This is a genomic window from Paraburkholderia sartisoli, from assembly GCF_900107685.1.
GTDB classification, from domain to species: domain Bacteria; phylum Pseudomonadota; class Gammaproteobacteria; order Burkholderiales; family Burkholderiaceae; genus Paraburkholderia; species Paraburkholderia sartisoli.
Genome location: NZ_FNRQ01000005.1, coordinates 343079 through 361238 on the forward strand (window position 1 = coordinate 343079; position 18160 = coordinate 361238).

Annotated in this window: 17 protein-coding genes; 3 read left to right on the forward strand and 14 right to left on the reverse strand. The window is 63.9% G+C overall.

Annotated features, from left to right (window positions below; translation table 11 throughout):
- Positions 1–11 precede the first annotated feature (11 nt).
- Positions 12–707, reverse strand: a complete 696-nt coding sequence (locus BLV45_RS17405; RefSeq protein WP_245753348.1) for a hypothetical protein — start codon at positions 705–707, stop codon at positions 12–14.
- Positions 708–1188: 481 nt separating this feature from the next.
- On the opposite strand from BLV45_RS17405, the gene BLV45_RS17410 reads away from it, so the two are divergent.
- Genes BLV45_RS17410 through BLV45_RS17420 form a run of 3 tightly spaced genes read left to right on the forward strand, consistent with a single transcriptional unit; the run spans position 1189 to position 5139 of the window.
- On the forward strand, positions 1189–1962 hold the full coding sequence (locus BLV45_RS17410) for a fimbria/pilus chaperone family protein (RefSeq protein WP_090535185.1): 774 nt from the start codon (positions 1189–1191) through the stop codon (positions 1960–1962).
- A 23-nt stretch (positions 1963–1985) separates the two neighbouring features.
- Complete coding sequence (locus BLV45_RS17415) at positions 1986–4514, forward strand: fimbrial biogenesis usher protein (protein ID WP_090535186.1); 2529 nt, start codon at positions 1986–1988, stop codon at positions 4512–4514.
- Positions 4515–4542: 28 nt separating this feature from the next.
- Complete coding sequence (locus BLV45_RS17420) at positions 4543–5139, forward strand: DUF1120 domain-containing protein (protein WP_090535187.1); 597 nt, start codon at positions 4543–4545, stop codon at positions 5137–5139.
- Between the two features lie 267 nt (positions 5140–5406).
- On the opposite strand, the gene fliR is transcribed toward BLV45_RS17420, so the two are convergent.
- From fliR to fliF, 13 genes are all read right to left on the reverse strand, one after another.
- Positions 5407–6189 carry a flagellar biosynthetic protein FliR gene (fliR, locus tag BLV45_RS17425; protein WP_090535188.1) on the reverse strand — a complete coding sequence of 261 codons (783 nt, stop codon included), beginning with the start codon at positions 6187–6189 and terminating at the stop codon, positions 5407–5409.
- A 25-nt stretch (positions 6190–6214) separates the two neighbouring features.
- Complete coding sequence (fliQ, locus tag BLV45_RS17430; protein WP_090535189.1) at positions 6215–6484, reverse strand: flagellar biosynthesis protein FliQ; 270 nt, start codon at positions 6482–6484, stop codon at positions 6215–6217.
- A 25-nt stretch (positions 6485–6509) separates the two neighbouring features.
- Positions 6510–7337 carry a flagellar type III secretion system pore protein FliP gene (fliP, locus tag BLV45_RS17435; RefSeq protein ID WP_176954192.1) on the reverse strand — a complete coding sequence of 276 codons (828 nt, stop codon included), beginning with the start codon at positions 7335–7337 and terminating at the stop codon, positions 6510–6512.
- Complete coding sequence (fliO, locus tag BLV45_RS17440; RefSeq protein WP_090535309.1) at positions 7338–7847, reverse strand: flagellar biosynthetic protein FliO; 510 nt, start codon at positions 7845–7847, stop codon at positions 7338–7340. It abuts the gene before it with no gap.
- 104 nt (positions 7848–7951) lie between these two features.
- Positions 7952–8428 (reverse strand): flagellar motor switch protein FliN, encoded by a 477-nt coding sequence (fliN, locus tag BLV45_RS17445; protein WP_090535190.1) that lies wholly within the window; start codon positions 8426–8428, stop codon positions 7952–7954.
- Entirely contained in the window at positions 8421–9419 is a 999-nt protein-coding gene (gene fliM, locus BLV45_RS17450; protein ID WP_090535191.1) for a flagellar motor switch protein FliM, read from the reverse strand. The genes fliN and fliM overlap by 8 nt, the downstream gene beginning before the upstream one ends.
- 54 nt (positions 9420–9473) lie before the next feature.
- Positions 9474–9974, reverse strand: a complete 501-nt coding sequence (fliL, locus tag BLV45_RS17455) for a flagellar basal body-associated protein FliL (protein WP_090535192.1) — start codon at positions 9972–9974, stop codon at positions 9474–9476.
- Between the two features lie 870 nt (positions 9975–10844).
- Entirely contained in the window at positions 10845–12458 is a 1614-nt protein-coding gene (locus BLV45_RS28105; protein ID WP_090535193.1) for a flagellar hook-length control protein FliK, read from the reverse strand.
- A gap of 41 nt (positions 12459–12499) precedes the next feature.
- Positions 12500–12949: a flagellar export protein FliJ gene (gene fliJ, locus BLV45_RS17465; protein ID WP_090535194.1), complete on the reverse strand. Its 450-nt coding sequence runs from the start codon at positions 12947–12949 to the stop codon at positions 12500–12502.
- Between the two features lie 11 nt (positions 12950–12960).
- Positions 12961–14541, reverse strand: a complete 1581-nt coding sequence (gene fliI, locus BLV45_RS17470; protein WP_090535195.1) for a flagellar protein export ATPase FliI — start codon at positions 14539–14541, stop codon at positions 12961–12963.
- On the reverse strand, positions 14535–15209 hold the full coding sequence (gene fliH, locus BLV45_RS17475; RefSeq protein WP_090535196.1) for a flagellar assembly protein FliH: 675 nt from the start codon (positions 15207–15209) through the stop codon (positions 14535–14537). Before fliH ends, fliI begins: the two co-directional genes overlap by 7 nt.
- The gene (fliG, locus tag BLV45_RS17480; RefSeq protein WP_090535197.1) at positions 15196–16191 is read right to left on the reverse strand and encodes a flagellar motor switch protein FliG; all 996 of its coding nucleotides are present in this window, start codon (positions 16189–16191) and stop codon (positions 15196–15198) included. Before fliG ends, fliH begins: the two co-directional genes overlap by 14 nt.
- Positions 16181–17956: a flagellar basal-body MS-ring/collar protein FliF gene (fliF, locus tag BLV45_RS17485; protein WP_090535198.1), complete on the reverse strand. Its 1776-nt coding sequence runs from the start codon at positions 17954–17956 to the stop codon at positions 16181–16183. Before fliF ends, fliG begins: the two co-directional genes overlap by 11 nt.
- Between the last annotated feature and the right edge of the window lie 204 nt (positions 17957–18160).

The window sequence follows — 18160 nt, forward strand, 5'->3', positions numbered from 1 at the left end:
CGTTTCAGTTACTACGCGCTCAAAAGTTCGGCCTGGTTTGCGATCGCGGCAACGAGTGTTTCGCAAGCCGGCAATACGCGGCTTACACAGTCGATGAACGTGCGACAACGCGACGACAGCACCGGCGGTTGAGGATCGGCCAGTGTCGCGGCAGGATGCTGAAGCGCAGGATGTTTGCTCAGCGCGTCCGGAATGGAAGTCTCGCTACGCAATCGCAGCAACATCAGCAGTTCGATGGGCATTGCCTGTTCGACCGGATGATCGAAGTCGAAGCGCATCTGTCCCGAGTCCTGGCGACAGTGAGAAAGATGCCGGTCGGCGAGTTGTACCGCGAGTGGCATGAAGACGGAATCATCCGCGTCCCACGCCTCGATCATCTCGACAAGCAGTTCTTCTCCTTTCTGAAACGTACATGGCACCACAGGCACGCCGAGTCCTTTGCCAGCGACGCTGACGATCATGCCGGTAATGCCGCCTGGAACCGTATGCCCCGCGTGATTCACGTCGCTTCCAAACCAGCACTTCAAGGCGTGCGTAGCGAGATCTGGCCACCCGAGCGTGACGAGCATGGCGATCAGCAATGCCATGTCGCGGTCGTATATCTGCCGGCGGCGTGGCCCGCGCCAGACGTCTTCGTATAGCGCCAGTGCATAGGTGCCGGCGAGCGCCTCAAGTACACCCATTCGCAGCGCGGACCAGTCGGGCATCGCACTGCCGTCCTGATCCAGTTCTATGCCCCGCCACTGGCGCAAACGTCCAAGCCAGTACAGCGGTCGTGCGCCGCTCGGTAGTGGAACGGCCGATGGTGCGCGCAGGAAATCCGTCAGCGCATCGCGATGCATGGCATTGAGTGCCGACGCTTCAGCGTACGCCGTTGTGAGGGTCGTCTGACGCCGTTCGTCAGAATCAGAAGTAGATCGATTTGGCAAAGCGGTCCCCGGCCGTGATGTTCAGTTGACCGATGACCTTACGTAGCCGCGCCCGAAGTTTCCATCGTAGTTTTACGAGTTTTGCGCGTCCATGTCGCATGTGGCGTATCACCTCGCATCTCCGGTGGCTGTCATCAAAGCGGTAATTCGAGATTTAAAGATTCTGCGATTCAGAAGGCTCCCCGGTTCTTCCAAACTGGATGCATCGAGACAAGCGTCGATGCAATCAGGCAACGACCGAACCTAAGGAGCCTCAATCATGAAATCGTCAATCCACTTCAAACTCCGCAACGTCGTTATCGCCGCAGCCATGCTCGCCGGCTTTGCGAATGTCGCAATGGCAACCGGCATGGTGCCGGAAACATCGGTCGTGCTTGTCAATGAAGCGGATGGCGAAGCCACGATGAACGTGAAGAACAGCGAAAACACGCCGCAGCTTCTTTACACGTCGATCACGCACATCGAGGAAGACCAGGAAAACCTGGTCGTCGTGACGCCGCCGGTTGCGCGCGTTGAAGGCAACCAGACGCAGACAGTGCGTTTCGTTTTGCAGAACAAGACGCCGCTGACGGTAGAACGGCTTGAACGCGCCGTCTTCGAAGGCATTCCTCCGCGCGATCCGAAAGCGGGTGCGCGCGTGACGATGACCGTGCGGCAGGATCTGCCGCTCGTGATTCATCCGAAGGGCCTCGCAGTGAATCGCGAACCGTGGAAGGAACTGAAGGTTTCGATCACCGGAGACGAACTCACGATCGAAAACCCGAGTGCCTATGTCGTGCGTCTTGCGCAGACGGTGCAGTTGCAACCGGAACAAAAGAACATCGACCTGCCGCGTCCTTATGTGCTGCCGAAGACAAGGGTGACCGTACCGATGAAGGGCGCCAGCGCAGCAGCGACCATCGCGCGCCTGTTCCCGGCCACCACGTATGGCTACTCGGTCGATCCGTACGACGCACCCATCACGCCGGCTTCCGCCGTAGCAACGCAGACGCAAGCACAGGCACCGGCCTCGCAAGTATCGGTTTCGAAGTAATCAGTCTAGAGACGTCCGACATCATGAAGCTCAACCCACATGCCTTCAGCAGGCACGGCCAGCAAGGAGGACAGCCCACCCTCAAGCTCGCTCCAATCGCAGTAGCCGTGACGCTGATGATGCTCGGCGTCGCTACAAACAATACGTTCGCTGCAGAAGCGAACAACGAAGCAGCCACCGTGGAAACCAATGCTGGTTTCGACATGGAAATGCTAAAGTCCCGTGGCATCGATCCGAAGGTCGCGGAATACTTCAAGGATGCCCCGCGTTATCGCCCGGGCATCAGCAACGTCACGTTGCTGGTAAACGGCAGCAAGAAAGGCACAGTTGCGGCGCGCTTCGACGAACAGGGCAATCTGTGTTTCGATTCGAAGTTCATGGCACGTGCTGGTCTGCAGTTGAAAAAGGATGCCGTGCCGGCAAAGGCAGCGAAAGCTGACGAAGCCGAAGGAACCGCTGACACAGTCAGCGCATGCGAAGACTTCATGGCTGCATGGCCGGAAGCGATCGTCAAGCCCTACCCGAACACGGCAACGGTCGAACTGATCGTACCGACCGACGCACTCCGCCCCGAAGCCCTGGCCGACACGAACTACACGACCGGTGGCACCGCTGCGCTGCTGAACTACGACCTGCTTGCAATCGGCAATCAGGGTAGCGGTTCCAGCTCGCAGTATTTCTCTGGCGCGACGGAACTCGGCTTTAACGCAGGCGACTGGATCGTGCGCAACCGCAGCATGTACACGAACGACGGGAAGCGCTCGCAGTTCGAGCATCTGTATGCCTACGCGCAGCGCACCTTTACCGACTATAAATCGGTGTTCCAGACGGGTGAGATCAACGTCAGCAACTCGATCTTTTCGGGTATGTCGATCGACGGCGCGCAATGGGTGCCGGAAGCTGCGCTGACCCATACGACAAATGCTGCTGCACAAGTCACCGGTATCGCGCAGTCAACGGCGCGCGTTGAGGTGCGCCAGGCCGCCGCGCTGATCTACTCGACGGTTGTGCCGCCGGGCCCGTTTTCGCTCAGCAACCTTCCGCTGTTGAACGGAACCAACGATCTCGAAGTCACCGTGATCGAAGCGGATGGTTCCTCGCGCAAGTTCATCGTGCCGGCGGCTTCGCTCTCGGCGGGTTCGCTCGGCATCGCTCCGGGTTACTCGGCGGCAGTCGGCAGGTTGCGCGATCTCGGCGACAACGCGACAAGCAAACCGTGGATGGCGACCGGCACGGGCACGTGGTCGATCGGCAAAAGTTCCAGCGTGACGGCCGGCGTGCTGGGTGCGACGGAATACCAGTCGATCGGCTTCGGCGGTCAAACGACGATTTTTGATCGCACCGCGATCAGCGCGCAGAGCACGTGGTCGAACGCAACCCGCGAAGGTTTGCGTGGCGGTCAGGCAACTGCATCGATCAGCACGCCGATTACACAATCGCTGTCGCTCAATGCATCCGCGAGCCTGCAGACGCCGGGTTACCGCACGCTCACCGATACGACGCAGGACACAACGCAGAACTGGAATGACAACCACTATCGCAGCCAGTACACGGCTTCGGCGGCGTGGCTGCATCCGTGGCTGGGCGGTTTTACCGCAGGCTACACGCGCTCGGATCTGTTCAACGGCCAGACGACGCAACGTGTCACCGGCTCGTGGGGTCGCACGTTCAAGTACGCGACGGTCAACCTGAATATCGAGCACAGCCTCGGTGGCGGCGTGTCGGGCAACAGCGGCAATTCGGTGTACCTGACGGCAACGATTCCGTTCGGCAAGCGCAGCGTGAAGACCTATGTGAACTCGACGGACGGCAATGCACGCGTCGGCGCGACGTACAGCGAAGTCGTCAGCGACGAGCTGAACTACAGCCTGAACGCCGAACTGCAGCCGAATAACGGTACGGCTTCGAGCAGCGCGAATGCGTCGATCACACCGCACTACACGCAGATGAACGTAGGCGTATCGCAAAACGGCACGAATTCGACCTCGTACAACGCAGAGCTGCGTGGCGGCGTCGTGGCGCACAAGCACGGCGTGACGTTCTCGCCGTATCCGGTGGCCGACACCTTCGGCATCGCGAAGACGAGCGACGTGGCGGGCGTCAAGATTTCGACGCCGCAAGGTCCGGTGTGGACGGACTTCTGGGGTCAGGCAGTCATCCCGTCGGAAGCTGCGTATTCGACAAGCCGTATCGAAGTGTCCGGCAAGACGCTGCCGCGTAACGTCGATATCGGCAACGGCTTCGCGCAGGTGAATCCGGGTCGTGGCTCGGTGAACTACGTGAACTTCGACATCGTCAAGGTGCGCCGCATCCTGCTGCGCGCCATCGACAAGCGCGGTCAGGTTCTGCCGAAGAACGCGTCGGTACTCGACAAGGACGACAACTACCTCACCACCGTGCTCGACGACGGCAACATCTTCCTGAACGGCAACGAAGGTGAAAACCTGAAGGTGGTGGATCTGGACGGCAACCGTTGTTCGCTTGAATACAAGCTCGCCGAAAAACCGGACCTGAAGAGCTACTTTGAAAATGCAGAGGCTGTGTGCCGCTAAGGCCACGCCTTCATACAGGAGAAACGTCATGAAAATCAGATTTCATCCAGTGCGCGCGCTGGGCAATGCCGTGGCGCAACTTACAGCTGCCGCATTGCTCGCGATGGGCGCCTGTACCGCAGCGCAGGCACAGGGTCCTGGCGAATGCCAGATGACCGTGAACGAAAGCTCGGTCGATTACGGCACGTTCACCCGTTATCAGCTTCAGGGCGACAACGCTCAGGCCGCGACGCTGAGTCTCGGCAAGCGTCAGCTGACGTTGAACGTGAATTGCCGGATGCCGGTAACGATGGCCGTGGCGTTTCGCAGCGGCGCTAACGGTGCGGATTACAGCTTCGGTAACGGCGGTAGTGTCACGGTGAGGATGGCGAACGCGCAGGTCGACGGACGGCCTGCGATGATCGGTAGCGCCGCCGGCATGGGCATGTTGCCGGCGAGCCCCGCTGCCGTCGCCCAGTTCGCGCCTGGGCAGGTGATCGTGCCGGTCGTCGACGGTCGCCCGGCGAAGGGAACGAGCTTTTCCGCACAGGTTGAAGTTGATCCGCGTGTGCCCGCCGCCAATGCGAAAGTCGCGGGCCGGACCAGTCTCGAAACGAACGGCACGTTCCAGCTCATCACGCAGTAACCGTTGCTCTGTTGACCTTCACGCCGGCGCGGCTCTTGTGCGCCGGCGTTTCTGTTTTATCTGAACCCATGATGCCGTCTCTGGATTCTCCTGTCGGGCAGACGGTGCTGAAGTTTCTCGGCCTGCCGGCGCAGGCGCCGAGCCGGTTTTCACGCAGGATGCTGGAACGCACCCACGCGGCATGATGTAACGATGAAGTGCGGTATCGGTCGGACTGAGCCAGATCATCAGGTCGTGGCAAGGTCGCCACTACGAAGCGCCTGCCTGCTATCTGAACCCCGCCGCCACCCGCCCCATCTGTTCGATACCCCCGTCGAAAAGCCGCGAGAAATACGGAATCATGTTCGGCAACATCAGCTGCACGAGCAGCAGGCCGACCAGCATCGTTAGCGGCAGGCCGACCTGGAACACGCCGATCTGCGGCGCCGCGCGGTTCAGAATGCCGAGCGCCAGGTTGGTGATCAACAGGGCCGTCACGACCGGCATCGCCAGCAATAATCCCGAAGTCAGCACCGTGCTGCCGTAGCTGGCCAGTACGCGCCAGCCGTTCGCCCCCAGCATGTTCGCCGAAACCGGAATCGACTGGAATGTCGCGATGAGCGCGCTCAACATCTGCAGATGGCCGTCGAACGCGAGGAACGTCAGTATTGCGATCGTCCACATGAAGCGCGACAGCACCGCGCTCGAGCCGCTCGCGTGGACATCGAAGAACGTCGCGAAGCCGAGACCCATGCTGAGGCCGATGATGTCGCCCGTTGCCTCGACCGCGGCGAACACGATCTGCATCGTGAAGCCGAGCGCAACGCCGATCAGGAACTGGTTGACGATGATCCACACGCCTTCGGCCGAGAACACGGTGGCCTGCGGCAGCGCACCGAGCGTCGGCGCGACGATGATCGTGGTGAAGGCGGCAAGGCCCACTTTCACGCGCACGGGTACGGACGTGTCGCCGAACGCGGGCGCCGCCGCCACGAGCGCGAGAATCCGCACGAACGGCCAGAGGAACGCGGTGAGCCACACGTTCAGCTGCGCGTAGGTGACGGAGAACATGACGGGACGTGCAGCCGGAAAGCGCTTAGCTGGCGAGCGACGGAACGCTCGTGAGCATGTGACGCATGTAGTCGAGCATCGTCGTGAGCATCCAGGGGCCGGCGATGACGAGCGTGATGAGAATCGCGATCAGCTTCGGAATGAACGACAGCGTGGTTTCGTTGATCTGCGTCGCGGCCTGGAACAGGCTGACGAGCAGGCCGACGACGAGCGCCACCAGCAGCAGCGGCGCGGCGAGCACCATCGAAACGTACATCGCCTGGTGGGCGAGTGTGGTGACGGTTTCTGGCGTCATGGCCGGTCTCCTTCCTGTGCGCCGTTCACGTTCCGATGAAGCTCTGCGCGAGCGAGCCGAGCAGCAGCTGCCAGCCGTCGACGAGCACGAACAGCATCAGCTTGAACGGCAGCGAGATCGTCGCGGGCGAGATCATCATCATACCCATCGACATCAGCACGCTCGCCACCACCATGTCGATGATGAGAAACGGAATGAAGATCGTGAAGCCGATCTGGAAGCCGGTTTTCAGCTCGCTCGTGATGAACGACGGCACCAGCAGCGACAGCGGCACGTCTTCCGGTCCCTGCATCGGCGGGGCGTGAGAAATGCGGGCGAAGAGCGCGAGATCGCCTTCGCGGGTCTGGCGCAGCATGAACGTCTTGAACGGCAGCACGCCGCGCGACACGGCCTCGTCCATCTGGATCGTGCCTTCGGAGAACGGCTTGTAGCCGTCGGTGTAGGCCTTGTCGAGCACCGGCGACATGATGAAGAGCGTCAGGAAAAGCGCGAGGCCGACCAGCACCTGGTTGGGCGGCGTCGAATTCGTGCCGAGCGCCTGGCGCAGCAGCGAGAGCACGATGATGATGCGCGTGAAGCTAGTCATCATCAGCACCATCGCCGGCAGGAACGTCAGCATCGTGAGCAGCAGCATCGTCTGCACGCTCAACGAGTACGTCGTGCCGCCGTTCGGGCCAGGGCTCGTGTTGAATGCGGGCAGGCCGGCCGTCTGCGCGAACGAGAGCGCCGGCAGCGTCAGCAGCAGGGCCGGCAGTGCGAGCGTGGCGACGCGCTTCAGCACGGTACGGGTCGGTGTCGGGACGTGGCGGGTCGGCGCGCGGACGTCCCGCGCTTCACGATGATCGAACTGCATTTACTGTTCTCCGCTGACGCTTCGCTGGAAACGTTTGCCTGCTTCCTGTTTCAGCGCGTCGCGAAAGCGTTGTCCGAAGGAGCCGGGGAGGGGGCCGGGCGCAGCGGCTGCGCCGGGCGTCGCGAGACCGGCTTCGACCGAACCCGCCGGCATGGTGTGCAGCAGCCGGACGTTGCCCGGCGCGGTGCCGAGCACGAGCCACGTGTCGCCGATCTCGACGACCGCGACGCGCTCCTTGCCGCCGAGCGATGCGCCGCCGATCGTCTTCACGAGACCGCCGCGTTGCGACGGTTGCAGGCCGAGGCGGCGCGCGAGCCACGCACAGCCGAATACCAGCCCGATCACTACAGCCAGGCCGACGACCGTCTGCAGCACGGCGCCGACGCCGAGCGATGGCACGGCCGTTCCCGCGCCCACGCCCGAGGCGATTTTCGCGGCATTGTTGACCGCGTTCATGTCGGCGGCGTGAGCCGGCAGCGCATGAAAGGCCGCGCCGGACAGCAGCGCCATCCAGACGCCGGCAGCCGCGCAGGATGTCGTCAGCGAGGCAAGCCGGGTGCGCGCGGCGAGCGGCAAGCCGCCCGTTGCGAACGCGGCCCGGCGGGCGAGGCGTTTCATCGGTTCAGCTTCCGGATGCGCTCGGATGGCGTGATGATGTCTGTCAGACGGATACCGAACTTGTCGTTCACGACGACCACTTCGCCCTGCGCGATCAGGCAGCCGTTGACGAGCACGTCCATCGGTTCGCCGGCGAGGCCGTCGAGTTCCACGACCGAGCCCTGCGCGAGTTGCAGCAGGTTGCGGATCGCGATTTTCGTGCGACCGAGCTCGACGGTCATCTGGACGGGAATGTCCAGGATCATGTCGATGTCGTTGCGCGTCGTCGTCGGTTCTACTTTCGACAGCGGCTGGAACACGCCCGCGGCGGCCGGTGCCGGCTCCGGGTTGCTGTTCTGTTCGGCGAGCGCGCTTGCCCAGTCATCCATTGCAATATCGTCTTCTTCGGTTGTGGCGGCCGCTGCCGCAGCCGCGGCCAGTTGCGGCTCGACGGCGGGCAATTCGTTCTCCGGCGTGGGGTTCAGCTCACTCATATCCACCTTCCTTCATCGTGTCGGCTGCGCTGATCATTTTCTGGACCCGCAACGCGTACTGACCATTGAAAATTCCGTAGCCGCATTCCATCACCGGAACGCCGTCGACTTTTGCCGTGAGGTGTTCGGGGATGTTGACCGGCAGCACGTCGCCCTTGCGCATGTTGAGGATCTGCTCGAACGTCACCGGAATGCTGGCGAGGTCCGCCGTCAGTTCCACTTCGGCTGTCTGCACCTGTTGCGAGAGCACGCGTACCCAGCGGCGGTCGATGTCCATTGCTTCGCCCTGGATCGGCGACGACAGCGTGTCGCGGATCGGCTCGATCATCGAGTAGGGCATGCAGATGTGCAGTGTGCCGCCTGTCGAGCCGAACTCGATCGAGAACTGCGTGACGATGACGATTTCGTTTGGCGTGGCGACGTTGGCGAACTGCGTGTGCATTTCCGAGCGCACGAATTCGAACTGCAGCGGGCGCACGTTTTTCCACGAAGCCGTGTAGTGGTCGAACACGAGGTTCAGCAGCTTTCCGATGATGCGCTGTTCGGTGGCCGTGAAATCGCGGCCTTCGACGCGCGTATGGAAGCGGCCATCGCCGCCGAACAGGTTGTCGACGACGAAGAACACCAGATTCGGATCGAACACGAAGAGCGACGTGCCGCGCAGCGGCTTCACGTGGACGAGGTTCAGGTTCGTCGGGATCGGCAGGTTGCGGGTGAATTCGCTGTACTTCTGGACCTTCACCGGGCCGACGGAGATTTCCGCCGTGCGTCGCATGAAGTTGAAAATGCCGATGCGCAGGAGGCGCGCGAAACGGTCATTGATGATTTCGAGACCGGGCATCCGGCCGCGAACGATACGTTCCTGCGTGGCGATGTTGTACGGGCGAACGCCGGTACGATCCGCGGAATCGGATTCCGTGTCGGATTCGCCGGTGACGCCCTTGAGGAGGGCATCGACCTCCTCCTGGGACATGAACTCTTCGTGGCCCATCCTGTTCCTCGTGCGTCCCGTGACGGTTATTGTTGGCGGTTACGCGGCGGCGCGTTACTGCACGACGAATTCTGTGAACAGCACATCGGAGACGTGGGCTGGCTGGCCGCCGGTATCGGTCGGCTGTTCGATGAGCGCTGCGAGTTCTTTTGCGAGCGCGTGTTTTCCGTCGAGGGTTTGCAGTTCTTCGGGGTGTTTGTTCGACAGCGCGAGCAGGACGCGGCTGCGGATTTCCGGCATGTGCTGGGTGAGGTGTTCCTGGGTGGCCTGGTCCGTGAGTTTGAGCGTGAGGCCGATGCGCAGGAAGTGTTGCTGGCCATCGTCGGACTGCAGGTTCACGGTAAGCGGTTCGAGCGGGAAGAACACGGGCACGGGCGAGGGGGCCGGCGTGGCCGCCGATGCGGCAGCCGGGGCGCGTTTCGACATGAAGAACCAGGTGCCCGCACCGGCGGCGCCGGCCGCGACCAGTACGATCAGCAGGATCACGAGAATGCGCTTTGTCGTTCCAGGGGGGGACGATGCGATAGCTTGCTGGTTTGTGGTCGTGGTTGCCATGGGGTTTTAGATAGCCTCGATGCTGTAGGATGGATTTTCGGGTTTCTTCCAGGCTTGCGATGGGTCGAAAAGAAGGGGGAATCGGGGTTAGCTCGGGAGTTTGCCCGTTCGGGCTTTTTCAGGTTTTCTCTGTATGGGTTTTTGTTTTTTTCGTGGTTCTGGAATTTCTTTGGCCTTTCCTTGAATTCACGTCGGTCTATTAGCGTTGCCCCTGTGCGGGGCGGCACCTACTTTTCTTTGTCTTCCAAAGAAAAGTAGGCAAAAGAAAGGCGCTTCGAAAACTCATTTCCTCAAGGTGCGTCATCCCACGGGAATGGCACCCCATGAAGTGTCGCCTCCGCAGCCCAAGCCACACGGGTCCGCGCACGATCTGGTCTCCCGCACAGCACCGCTCGTGACAAAGGGCTCATCCACCCGGCTTCGCTTCGCGTCGCCGACCGGCACCATTCCCGGCGGCGCACGCGGATGCGCGGCTTATGACCCCGCCGCGACGCACGAAGTGCGGAGTGGGGTGAATGACTGCTTTGTCACGAACGCGGACCGCGCGCGGGATGAAATCGCGCGGGGACCTATGTCGGGTGACGTGCGGGAGCGACACTTCATGGGTTGCCATTCCCCGCGGATGATGCGCCTTGAGCAAATGAGTTTTCGGAGCGCCTTTCTTTTGCCTACTTTTCTTTGGAAGACAAAGAAAAGTAGGTGCCGCCCCGCACAGGGGCGACGCTAATAGACCGACATGAATGCAAGGAAAGGCCAAAGAAAAAACCCAGCTTCGGCACGAAAAACCCGAAATGCCGCCCCGCCAAAGGGGCACAACACGAACTCAAGGAAAGGCCAAAAACCCAGAAAAAATCAAACCCCAGAAAAAAATCAGACAAACGTATCAACAATCCCGACACTCCGCCGGACAGGCAAAGCAGCGACAGAAGAAACCGGTTCATCACCGCCGGAGGCAAAAAAACCACCAGAGGCCGAGCTACGCCCACCAGACCCCCCTTGACCTTGCTGCTGCTGTTGCCCAGCAAACCCAGCCCCATCACTCACACTCGCGCTGCCCAGCCCAATCCCCCCCTGCGCCATCGCCTCGCGCAGTTTAGGAAGCGCGGCCTCCACCGCTTCCCGAACCTGCTGGTGCTGTGAAACAAACAACGCATGTGCATGGTTATCGGCAACCTGCAGCACGACCTGAAGCGGTCCCAGATCTTTCGGGTTGAGCGTGAGCTCCGCACTCTGCTGGTGGGCATTCGACAGGAACACCACCTTCTGCCCCAATGCCGCCTCCCAGTCAGGCGTCCCCACCTGCGGCGCCAGCGCGGCACTCGCCGCCACCACGGCGTTCGGATTCGAAACCTGCGCCGTCGCCCCCGAAGCCGCCGCAGCCGTCGCCGCCTGAGTCGCCGCCAGGCTCGCACTCGCCGCGTCAGCCGTACTCTTCAACGCGGCAAAGCTGTCCTGCGCGCCCCCCGCGCCCGCAGCCGCAGCCGCCGTCGCGTCAGCCGCCGCACTGTGCGCGTCCGGCGTCGCCGCCGTCGCGGCGTTCGCCACCGCCTGCTTCCCGCCTTCGCCCTTCGTGCCCTTGCCGTCGGCAAACGATGCGCCCGCCGCCAGTCCCTTGTCCACGCCACGTACACCAGAACCGGTGTCGCCAGCCGAACCCGCGCCAGTCGAAGATGCACCCGTTTTCATGGCCGGCGCGGCAATCGCACCCTGTCCATTGGACAGCGCGGCAAGCGCCGCCTGCAATGCGTCCTGCACGGACTTGGGATCGAGCGACGCGAGCTTCTTGCCAATAGTCGTCGCGCTCGTCGCCAGCGTGCTCGCAGCCGATGTCGCCGTCGTCGCAGCAGTGGCATCGGCCGGAAGCACATCGGCCGATTTCGCCGCCGCCGTGTCCATCGCGGCGCTCGCCTGCGCCTGCGCAGCCGCCGCAGCAGCAGCGGCTGCCGCCGCGGCCAGGGCTGCGGCCGTCGCCGGCACGCTCGATGCGTCCCCGCCCTGTTGCGACTTCGTGCCCGCGCCGCTGGTCTTGCCGGTGCCGCTGGCCGTCGTGGTCTGCTGGTCCGCGCCCGAAGAGGCGTCGGCCTTCGTCGTGCCGTCCGTGTTTTGCTTGCCGCCGGTCGCGCTCGCGCTGCTGTCCTTCGACGCATCCGCAGGCGTCGACACGTCATGCACGCTCGACGTCGAAGACGATGCGGACGATGATGAATTCGCCGAAGCCGTCGTCGAACCCGACGAGGAAGAAGAACCCGATGACGATGACGAAGCGTTCGATGACTGCGACGACGATTGCGACGACGATTGCGACGACGATTGTGACGACGACTGGCTGACCGGCGCCTTCGCCGCGCTGTTCTGCGAGTCGATGCTCTGCTGCAGCGTCTGCGAGAACGGCAGCGTGCCGCCGCCCGACGTGGAGGACGATCCGCCCGACGTCGCGCCCGTGGTCGCGCCGAGCAGCGAATTGAGGAGTGAAAGTGGCGTCATGCGTGATCCCGTAGGTTCGTGTCAGTCAGGGCGCGGTGGCGTCAGGCGCCTTCCACGCGCATCCGGAGAATGCGCGCTGCGTGTTCGTCGGCGTCGCGCTGTTCGCGGCGCGCGCTCTGTTTTGCCTCGGCGGCGTCGCCGCGCGCCTGCAGCACTTCAAAGGAACCGAGTTTCTGCTTCTGGCGCTGCCAGTCGGGCTTCGCCGCCTCGACGCGCGCGGTCGCGCTGGCGAGCAGCCCGCGCTGCTGCTGGATCGCGGCGTCGAGCGTGTCGATGAACGCCTGGAAATTGCGCATGTTGCCGGCAGGCATGCCAGATTGCGCCGTCGCCGTGAAACGACGGTGATATTCGTCGCGATACTGCACGAGCGAGTCGAGCTGCGCCTCGATCTCGCCGCGTTCGCGCTGCACGCGGCCAAGCCGTTGCGCGGCGGCGTCGACGTCGTCCTGCGCGAGACCAATCAGCGTCTTGATCGGAAAATGTTTCGACATCGACGTTCTCCCTATTCGAACAGTGCGTCGAGCATCGCGAGACTCGGCTCGAAGCCGGCGCTTTCGCGATAACCCTGTTGCAGGAACGCTTCCATGCGCGGATACAGCGCGATGGCCCGGTCAAGGAGCGCGTCGCGCCCGCTCGAATAAGCGCCGACGTTGATCAGATCGCGGTTGCGCTGGTAGCGCGAAAGCATCTGCCTGAAAAGACGGGTCCGGTCGAGATGGGCGTCGTCGATGAGCGTGGTCATCGCGCGGCTGATCGACGCTTCGACATCGATCGCCGGATAGTGGCCGGACTCGGCAAGCTGGCGCGACAGCACGACGTGGCCGTCGAGAATCGCGCGCGCGGAATCGGCGATCGGGTCCTGCTGGTCGTCGCCTTCGGTCAGAACGGTATAGAACGCGGTAATCGAACCGCCGCCCTCCGGGCCGTTGCCGGTGCGCTCGACGAGCGCCGGCAGCTTCGCGAACACGGAAGGCGGATAACCCTTGGTCGCCGGCGGTTCGCCGACCGCCAGCGCGATCTCGCGCTGCGCCATCGCGTAACGGGTGAGCGAATCCATCAGCAGCAGCACGTGCTTGCCCTGGTCGCGGAAATATTCGGCGAGCGAGGTCGCGTAGGCGGCGCCCTGCATCCGCAGCAGCGGCGAAACGTCGGCCGGCGCGGCGACGACGACGGAACGCGCGCGCCCTTCGTCGCCGAGAATCTGTTCGATGAATTCCTTCACTTCGCGGCCACGCTCGCCGATCAGGCCGATCACGATCACTTCGGCGCTCGTGTAGCGCGCCATCTGGCCGAGCAGCACCGATTTACCGACGCCCGAGCCGGCGAAGAGCCCCATGCGCTGGCCGCGTCCGACGGTCAGGAGCGCGTTGATCGCGCGCACGCCGACGTCCAGCACCTTGTGGATCGGCTCGCGATTCAACGGGTTGATCGACGGCGCGGAGAGCGGCGCGTCGTTCGCCGCGCCCAGCGGGCCGAGACTGTCGAGCGGACGGCCCGATGCATCGACGACCCGTCCGAGCAGCTCCCAGCCAACCGGCAGACGCTTCGCGCCCGCCATCGGATCGGCGATCGGCGCGCTTTCGAGCGGATAGACGCGCGCGCCAGGCAGCAGGCCATGGACTTCGGTCGTCGGCATCAGGAACAGCTTGTCGCCGGCAAAGCCGACAACTTCCGCTTCGGCAAACGCGATCGGGCTGCCCGCAGGCAGTTCGATCATCACTTCCGAGCCGACCGACAGGCGCAGGCCGACCGCCTCGAGCACGAGACCGGCGGCGCGGGTAAGACGGCCGCAGGCGCGCAGCGGCCGCGCGATCGCGTTGCGCGCGCGCAGGCTGTCGAGCCGGGCGCGCCACGCCTGGAAATGCGGATTCTCCGCAAGCGCCGGGTCCGGCACGATGGCCGGCGCGGCGGTGGTGGCAGCGGCCGCGGCCGCGGCGCCGCGCGGCGCGCGGCGCGCTGCCGCACGGTCGCCAGCCGCAGCCGTGGCTTTCGATTCGGGCACGCCGAACGACGCCAGCGCGAGCTCGCGCTCGAGCGGCGTCAGATCGCTGGATTCGATCTCGGCGAGCGTCGTCTTTACCATGTACTGACCTTGCCCAGCGCCGCGGCGACGCGTTCCCAGCGGGTGCCGATGGCGGCATCCACTTCACCCGTGTTCGCATGCGCGCGGCAGCCGCCGCGTTCCACCGACGGATCGGTGCGCACGGTCCAGCCGCGCGCCTGCAGTTCCTCAAGCAGATACGCCTCGACGACCGGCAGATCCGCCGGGCTGACGATCAGGCTCGGCGCGCCGACGAGCGCGGGCTCCATCGCCAGCACTTCGCGGGCGGCGGCGATCAGCGCGGCCGGGTCGTGCTGCACGTGCTGGCGCACGACCTGCTGCGCGATGTCGAGCGCCAGCGCGACGAGGGTCTCGGAGATTTCGCCGCGTGCGCCGGCGAGCGCGGCATTGAACGTGTCGGCGATTGCCGCGAGGCGCGCGGCTTCCGCGTGCGACTCGACGCGGCCCTGTTCGAGGCCCTGCGCGTAGCCCTGTTCGTAGCCGGCCTGATAGCCGAGCGCCTGGCCGGCGACATGGCCGGACGCGACGCCCTGTGCATGCGCGGCGTCGCGCAGGCGCTGCAGTTCGGCTTCGAAGGCGCCGTCGTCGACCGGGTCCGGTTCCGGCACCGGATCGAACGAGGCCATCTCCCAGCGCTGGTAGGCCGAGAGGCTTTCCTTGCGCAGGGGGTCCTGTTCAGACATATGCATCTTCCGCCTTGCCGCCGATCACGATCTGGCCGCTTTCCGCCAGGTTGCGCACGACCTGCAGGATACGGCGCTGCTGCATCTCGACGTCCGAGACGCGCACCGGACCGCGTGCATCGAGGTCTTCCGCGAGCAGTTCCGCGGCGCGTTGCGACATGTTCGACAGGAACTTCTGGCGCAGCGCGGGCGGCGCGCCCTTGAGCGAGATGATGAGCGATTCGGATTCCACTTCCTTCAGCAGCAGCTGGATCGCGCGGTCTTCGAGGTCGAGCAGGTTTTCGAAGACGAACATCTGGTCGATGATCTTCTCCGCGAGCTCCGCGTCGTACTGGCGCACGTTTTCCAGCACGCCTTCCTCGTGGTTGCTCGACATGAAGTTGAGAATTTCCGCCGCCGTGCGGATGCCGCCCATCGGGCTGCGCTTCAGGTTGTCGCTGCCCGAGAGCAGGCCCGTCAGCACGTCGTCGAGTTCGCGCAGCGCGGTCGGCTGGATGCCGTCGAGCGTCGCGATGCGCAGCAGCACGTCGTTGCGCAGGCGCTCCGTGAAGCACGCGACGATTTCCGACGCCTGATCGCGGTCCAGGTGGACGAGGATCGTCGCGATGATCTGCGGATGCTCGTTCTTGATGAGTTCGGCCACGGCGGACGAATCCATCCACTTGAGGCCCTCGATGCCGCTCGTGTCGCTGCCCTGCAGGATCCGGTCGATGATCGCGCCGGCCTTGTCGTCGCCGAGCGCCTTGGTCAGCACCGAGCGGATATATTCGCTCGAATCGAGCGACAACGCGGTGTGCTGCTCTGCTTCCCGCGCGAACTCCTGCAGCACCTCGTCGATCTGTTCGCGCGTGACGTTTTTCAGCGACGCCATCGCGACGCCGATCTTTTGCACCTCGCGCGGTCCGAGGAACCTGAACACCTGCGCGGCCTCTTCCTCGCCGATCGACATCAGCAGGAGGGCGCTCTTCACTACGCCTTCAGCGCTCATCGGACACCCAGCTCTTGACAACGGTTGCTACGATTTTCGGATCCTGGCGCGCGATGTTGCGGGCGTAATCCAGGTGGCGTTCATATCTGCGTTTGTCGTGTTCGGACGTGATCATGGTGGTTTCCTCGTCCTCTTCCGTGATGGCGGCCTTTTCCTGCACCGGCAGGCCGTCGAGCAGTATCGGCTCGTCCGGCGAAGGCAGCGAGGCGACGACCGGCTCCGGCGGCGGGAACGCACGGCGAAACGCCGGGCGCACCATCATGAAGTACAGCACCAGCGCCACCAGGCCGATCCCCGCGTACGTCGCGATCTGCTTCGCGAGCGCGATCATGTCCGGCGTGCGCCACCACGGCAGGTTCGCGTTCGGGTCGATTTCCGTCGAGAACGCGCTGTTCACGACGTTCACCGAGTCGCCGCGCTTCGCGTCGTAACCCATCGCGTCCTTCACCAGTTGGTTCACCTGGGTGAGCTTGTCGGCGGTGAGCGGCTGCATCGTGACGTGGCCCTTCGCGTCGACGCTACGCAGATAGTTGACCACCACCGCCACCGACAGGCGCTTCACGCTGCCCATCGGCTGCTCGTAGTGGCGCACGGTCTTGTCGAGCTCGTAGTTGGTCGTGGTGTCCTTGTGGTCGCTGATCGGTGTCGTCGTCACGCCGCTTGCGGCGTTCGCGCCCGCGGTGATCGGCGCGGACGCCGGCTGCGGCGGCTGGTTCGACAGCGCACCCGGCACGCCCGACGCGCCGCTCTGCGCCATTTCCGTTGCCGTGCTCGATTGCTGGCTGCGCACGGCGGCCTGCTGCGGGTTGCCGTTCGGCGCGTAGTTCTCGGAGGTCTGTTCGACCTTCGAGAAGTCGATGTCGGCGCTGACCTGCGAATGCGCGTTGCCGGCGCCGAACAGGGGCGCGAGGATCGCATCGATGCGCTGCTGCGTGTTGCGCTCGACCTGCTGGACGTACTTCAACTGCGTCGCGTCGAGACCGGTGCCGGAGGCGGGCTGCGTGAGCAGGTTGCCGTCCTGGTCGACGATCGTCACGTTGCGCACCGGCAGATCCGGCACCGCCGACGACACCATGTGCGTGATCGCCACGACCTGGGCTTCGTCGAGCATGCGGCCCGGATACAGGTTGACGAGCACCGAAGCCGACGGCGCCTCGTGATCGCGCACGAACACCGAAGGCTTCGGAATCGCCAGATGCACGCGCGAGGACTTCACCGACGAGATCGATTCGATCGTCTGTTCGAGCTCGCCTTCGAGGGCGCGCTGGTAGTTGACCTGTTCGGCGAACTGGCTGATGCCGAATTTCTGGTTGTCCATCAGCTCGAAGCCCACCGAGCCGCCCTTCGGCAGACCCTGCGAGGCGAGGCGCAGGCGCATTTCGTGGACCTGCTCGGCCGGCACGAGGATCGCGCCGCCGGTTTCGCTGAACTTGTAGGGGATGTTCGCCGTCTGGAGCGCGTTGATGATCGCGCCGCCGTCGCGGTCGGACAGGTTGCTGTAGAGCACCTTGTAGTCCGGCGCCCGCGACCACAGCACGAGGCCCGCGACGATGGCGACGAGCAGCGCGACCGCGAAGATCAGCGGCGCGCGCGGATTGCCGCGCATCTGCGAGAGCGAGGTCGGGAACGACAGGCGCTGCGAAAAATTGCCACCGAGGCCGCCACCGAGGTCCGCTGCGCCCGCCTGGCCGGCGCCGCCGGCCTGTGCGCCGGCGAGACCCATGCGGGCGTCGGGGTTGATCAAAGAGTTGGCTGACGAATCCATGCGTCGGGTATCTCCGGGATGCCTTGAGTCCTGCTCCGGCCCGCCGCGTCGGGCTTGACGGGCGCAGGGGCAGACACTTTCACGTTAGGGATTATCCCCACCGGGATGCAACCTGATTGGTCGAATAGAGCCGGGTTTCACCCCTACTTTCGCGTCTGTGGCAAAAGGGCCGCTGCTATGCTTCATTTCAGATCGGCACGCCCT